Raw genomic sequence first — 5,814 nt, 5'->3', positions numbered from 1 at the left:
CATAGACGATCTGGCGGGCTGCGATATGCCGCCGCAGGGCGTGGATCAGAGCACGCTGAGAGTGGAATACTATTGCCAGAATAAGCAGGAATTCTCTTATCTGCGCGAAGTATTCATTGATATAACAATGTAATTAATAAAGTTAAAGGTGATGTCATGTTAAATATGCGAAAAATTAAATCTATAGAGAAGTTTAAATCTGAGAAATATCTCAGAGATGCTCATCCGGTGACTTCTCATGTTAACGCCCTCACTCCAGGGGTATTAACATGCAGCTTCCCTTCTCAGAAAGGGATAGTGCGAGGGCAGATTATTTATCTGGAATTTTATTATAAATACCAGAACGCGGAAATTGCCATGGATCCTAGCGCAATAAAAATGGATGTGGCGAGTAAAAATATTTTACCAAAACCACAAGGTGAGGGAGAATTTACGGATACTGACGGTAGCAAAGTTTATATGTACAAGTATTCGTTCAATGTACCTAACAATATTGCTCTGGGCGATAAAGCGATCGACTTGACATTGACTGTACAAGCCCTGGGAGCAGCTGCGCCAGTAACATGTCACTGCCAATATTATGTACTGGAGTCAAATACTGATCTCGATGATGAGATTACTATCTCTTTTGATGACACTCAGATTATTGATTTGAATGCCCCGGAAACTCTTAATGATAGTTATTCAAATCTGTCTGGTGTCACCTATATTACTGGTACGATAACGTATAAACGTAATTTGACGAAATATCCTGGCGATGAAACACATCAGGATATCCAACTGTATCTGCGACCTGTAAGTATGGCGCAGGCGGTATTCGAAAACGTATTTTTTATGATGTCTGATACTAATCAGGGGGGGGGCAAAGCATATCCTGACATGCAATATCATTATGTTAGTAATTTAACCTCGAGTAAACTTGATGGTTTTGTTATTAACCTTAAAAATGATTCAGCATCGAAAACTGGCGTGGCAAAGTTCCGTATTTACCCCTGTGCTAAAGATGCCGGTTTCCTGGTAATGACAGTAAGTTCAGGTTCCCCGGATATTGATACTTCTGACTCTAAAGGTCTGTTTATTGAAGGCATTACGCCAGAGTACATGGGATATTCAATGTACTTTGAAAATACTGACGGTGATATTCTTGATGAAGATCAACAGAAAGTGAATTTGCATTTCAAATCTCTGGAAGATACCGAATCTAAACCTGATTATGGCGGTTTTATAAACGATACCATTCTTGTGTTTAATGAGCCAACTTATGTTGATCTTATGGGAACAGCTGTTATTGGTGATCGAACTTTTTTGGGGCGTTATGAGGTTCCTTCAAAACCGCAGAAAACGATTTATCCCTTTGAATTCGATACTACAGAGTTAATGGTACAGGATAACGTAAATAAAGCCAAAAACAGGATTTCATACATTGTTGCTGAACGTAGCGGCAACGTAGGGATTTCTGAACATAAAAGACTTATTGTCACGAAGGCAATTCCAGTGACGCCGCCGAAAAAAGGAACGTTAAAATCACCAACCTTTATTGATGTTAGTGGAACGGAAATGGTATCAGGAGGGATCATTAATAAGCATCGTATTGGGAATGGCCTGCCTGGTGAACATATGTACTATCGTATTCCGGTTGCTGGAAACCTTACTGCGGGAGATGTTATTAATACTAAAATTGAATTATCGTATTACGATGATGATAATTATGTTTATTCAAATTTACCCAGTCGGTTGCTTCACTCCTACGAAATTATGCCAGCAGATGTTACACTAGGTTACCTCCAGGTCGAGGTTATGTATGAAGACCTTTGTAATTGCAACAGCGATCCTTTTGGTACAACCAGTAGTAAGTTAATTATCTGGTATGAGACTGAAGGGAACGCTGAAGCTGTGTCTTCTACGCTAATTCTTAATATCGATACAGTAATGTAAGTCAAACATGGATACCAGCAATAACGCTGGCATCCATGTTTATATTCTATTGCAATAATATTTTGGTATTAATATGTCAAATTATAAATTATTAATCATAGGTGGCATATTATCTTCATTGGCAGGGTGTGCTTATGTTGTGCATCCTCACTGGGATAAATGTGGTAATTCTGCATGCACCGTACAGGCGATAAATATAACAAAAAAATAGGCTGTTGATTTACAGGTCTGTTTGTTGATTGTTATTTTTATCTACATAGGGGATTAGTTTAAGTTTTTCAGAAAACCGCCGTTATAATTAGTGTGGCGGTTTTCTGACTATTAAAAATAGCACATTACTACTGTTCTTTATTCCCTTTATTTGGGAAGAAAAACAGAAGTATCAAGGATTGGATACAACCACCTGAACTTTTCGTTTCTGAGTCTCTTTAGTGACTTTCCAAGTACTGTTTGTTGCCCCTGTTATATCGATATATTTACCGCTATTGACGGAGTCCTCGACCTGCCACTGGTAGTTCAATACACCGCACGCTTTTGTACAGGTTGGTGTAGCTGTCAGAGTGTCATTAACGATAGGTGCGCCAGAAACACCGGTACCGCCGCTAATTACCACTTTAATGACATCGTCGCTTCCAGAAATCGGTAGTCCACCCGCTGTTCCGTTTACCGTAGCCTGAACAGGTTTGCCCTGGAATGGCTCAGTAATATTTTTGTCAGTTTGTGGAGTAACAAATAGTGTAATTGTCTGTCCTAAATCTTTGTCCTGAATAGTGTAAGTTTCGGTCACCGCCACTTCAGTAGAACCAATCTTCCAGCTATAGAGTCGGGGAGTCGTTGTATCGGGTTTATCTCCATCAACATCGGCAAATGCAAAGTCATGAGCGGGATCGATTTTTACGACATCGCCGTGGTCAAGAATGCCATTTGCATTTTTATCCTCAAAAGTAATCTCACCTGCAGTCAGGGTTGGCTCATGTCCTGTAATGGACATCGTTGCGGAAGAGGTGATTATTGCTGCGACGGCATTAACACTCATACTGAGTAAGAAGCCCATTGTAATGCTGGCGGCAGTCTTTTTTTTTAAGCTTAGTTTCATATTCTCTTGTCTTACTATTTATTAACAAATACACAATACAGATATGGGATAACGATGACTTTCTGGCTCAGTAATAAGTCATTTGATAATTTGTACCCGCACTTTTCGCTTTTGATCGGCGGTGGAAGGAACATATGTCATCGCTGTGGCACCCGGAATATCGACATAATTATTACTACCTGCTTGATCTTCTCTCTGCCATTGGTAAGTCAACGCATTGCAGTCTGTGCTACAAGGCATTGTTGCTGTCAGCGTATTTCCCACTACAGGCACACCAGTAACCGTTGCGACAGAAACTGTTGTCAGATTAAAGATCAGGCGTTTGCCGGTATCTTTGCCATTAATTTTGACGCCAACAGGTAACTTTGGATTTTCCAGAAGACCACTAAATGTTGTGGTGTAGTGTCCAGGGTTGCTTTCCTGAACGGTATCGAAGGAATATTTCGATGTATCTACAGTACTGTCAGCAATAAAGAATGTTATGCGTTCTTTTTCGTTGCTAATTGGCTGGCCCTTGCTGTCTTGCAAGGTAAGGGCCAGAGTCGACTTTTCCGTGCTTCCGACAGAAAACGTTGTCTTGTCAGCAGTAAGCGTACTTTGCTCAAGTGCGGCTGATGTATCTGTAAAAATGATGTCAGCAGATGCCAGCGTTGTATCTTCCAGGCTTGCAGTAATAGTAAATTTTCCAGCACTTTCACCGGCAGTTACCGTTGTTGTGTAAATTCCATTACCAGACTCTTTGAGTTTTCCCAGTTGCGGCAATACCGGAGCCTGAGGCTTTAAAGTGACGGTTCCTTTCGCCAAAGCCATACCGTCTACCAGCGAGTTGATTGGAGTAAATGCACCATTGAGAATTATCTGCTCTGCTTTGCCGCTTATCGGTTTTTTCTCATTATCCAGTAGAGCAATTGTCAACGTAGTTTGTGTTTTTGTATCTGCCAGCAGATGCGCCACGGCGATGCTAAGACTGGAATATTTCTTACTTATTATCGGTGGCGTAAGAACAACCTGCATTTCGGCGGGTTGCGATGCATTACCACGGGTATCATGCGCAATAGCGGAGATTCCCCATGCATTGATCGCGCCATCTTTCCATTCCGGCAACACCATCTGCCAGTGGGCTCCCTGACCGATCAACTTACCGCCCGCGGCTAAAAATGATGCGTCATCCCATTCAATATCTTTCAAACCATGTTTTGCCTGCACATCAGGCAACAACGGAATGACCTGTTTTGATTTTCCTGTTACTCGCCCCGGGAGGTGTAATTTGATAACGGTTTGTTTGCGATACTCAAGAACGATGTCGTTATTACGATTAACAAGGTCATAGCGGCTGCCATTCAGGGTACGAATGCCTTCTACGGCATCCGTATTTAATTGCTGACGGAGTGGGGTGCCGATGCGCCAGTTCACATCCGCTTTTAGCTGAGTGTCATGTTTTCCACTCTCGCCAGTGCGATGTTCCGCGCTTAATGTCAGCAACGGAAATGGAGTGAAATTCACGCCGACAGTAAGAACCCGGGGGTTTTTCTGCCGGTTTTCTTTACCAAACAGCGCGACCTCCCGACCGAAATACTGCTCATACGTTAGCCTTGTCCCCAGTTGCGGGAGAGCGGGAAGGTATCCTTCCAGACGTAAATCCCAACCATTGGCAGGCCGTTCTTCATAATCTTCAACATTCGGAGATGCTTTCCATCCGGTTAGCCCGATGTAGCCATTAGCGGAAAATTTAACAAAATTACGCCAGTATTCGGCGCCAATCCCCGCCCGGGCATGATCACCAGATAAATCGTAATCGATAAAGGTATTGAGGCCATACATCGTTTGCTGGTTGAAGTGGCGATAACCAATGCCTTGGTTCACAATGCCCCGCCCGTCCACACGGTGGACGCCGCTTTGAGAAAACAGCAGATTGTTCGGCACGTCGTACCACGGATGAAGCAATATAAAAGAGGAATCTTTTAGCGATAAGTTATCGTCGGCGTTGATTTCTATTTGTGCTGTTCCGTAATGTTGCAGCCATTCAGCGGCGCTTTGATTTGCCTTACCCAGCACAAAGCCTTTGGCCATCGCTTTTGCCATGTTGCTATCCGTATGACCAGAAAGCACTCCTCCAGCCTGAGACGCGAAAGCGGCTAACTGAGTTAATTGAGCATTTTCCTGATCACGATCTTCCGCTTCTGTATCCGTACGTGAGCTATCTCGTTGCGTTTCATAAGGCGTGGCTTTTTGCTCGGCGAGCAAAGCGGCATCCGCACTGGCCATAGCAGGCGATATAACCTGGCAAATCGAACCGATCACGACCGTTATACTTTTAAGAACAAAACCGTGGCTAATTATTTTGTTGGTATTGTACATATTCTATAGATGAAGGCATTTTTATGTTAAAAATAATTTTGCTTTAGGAAAAATGTTGATGAAGCAAAAGCATGTACTATCTTATAATCAGCATTCATTAAGTTAAATTATGAATAAGCGCCATGAAGAGAGGGTGATTCCTGTATTGATGTAATTTTGGTTAATGAACAAGTAGGATGATTGTTAGCACTGTAGCGAGTTATAAATCAGCATACAGCCACTGGACCCTGTTGAAGGGGATATAAAAATTATGATTTATTTTTTTGAAATGAAAGGCAAAGTATTTGCAATGATTTTGAAAAAGTGTATTTGTCCTGGTAATCGATAAGTGCGTTAAATCTTTAGACATTGTCTGCTGCGCCAGCATTAATCCTGTGCTATAGAGTTAAACCATCCCGTGGATATGTAAATAGACCCGTTTTAGT

The 5,814-nt window shown here is 42.1% G+C and carries 3 protein-coding genes; 1 reads left to right on the top strand and 2 read right to left on the bottom strand.

Going from position 1 to position 5,814, the window contains the following annotated elements; translation table 11 throughout:
• Window positions 1-156: 156 nt before the first annotated feature.
• Complete coding sequence (locus FEK46_RS23155; protein ID WP_130238314.1) at window positions 157-1,935, top strand: hypothetical protein; 1,779 nt, start codon at window positions 157-159, stop codon at window positions 1,933-1,935.
• 382 nt (window positions 1,936-2,317) lie between these two features.
• Here FEK46_RS23155 and FEK46_RS23150 read toward each other — a convergent pair whose 3' ends face one another.
• Both FEK46_RS23150 and FEK46_RS23145 read right to left on the bottom strand, forming a co-directional pair.
• Window positions 2,318-3,031, bottom strand: coding sequence for a ZirU family protein (locus FEK46_RS23150; protein ID WP_130259258.1), 714 nt, complete (start codon window positions 3,029-3,031; stop codon window positions 2,318-2,320).
• A 78-nt stretch (window positions 3,032-3,109) separates the two neighbouring features.
• Window positions 3,110-5,389 carry an inverse autotransporter beta domain-containing protein gene (locus tag FEK46_RS23145; protein WP_130238312.1) on the bottom strand — a complete coding sequence of 760 codons (2,280 nt, stop codon included), beginning with the start codon at window positions 5,387-5,389 and terminating at the stop codon, window positions 3,110-3,112.
• Window positions 5,390-5,814: the final 425 nt, after the last annotated feature.

The sequence above is a fragment of the Escherichia sp. E4736 genome (assembly GCF_005781225.1).
Taxonomy (GTDB): Bacteria; Pseudomonadota; Gammaproteobacteria; order Enterobacterales; family Enterobacteriaceae; genus Escherichia.
This window is presented reverse-complemented; position numbering and strand designations above follow the sequence as displayed.

Coding starts and splice junctions, on each gene's coding strand:
- FEK46_RS23145 (WP_130238312.1), bottom strand. CDS start 5,389: ATGTACAATACCAACAAAATAATTAGCCACGGTTTTGTTCTTAAAAGT.
- FEK46_RS23155 (WP_130238314.1), top strand. CDS start 157: ATGTTAAATATGCGAAAAATTAAATCTATAGAGAAGTTTAAATCTGAG.
- FEK46_RS23150 (WP_130259258.1), bottom strand. CDS start 3,031: ATGAAACTAAGCTTAAAAAAAAAGACTGCCGCCAGCATTACAATGGGC.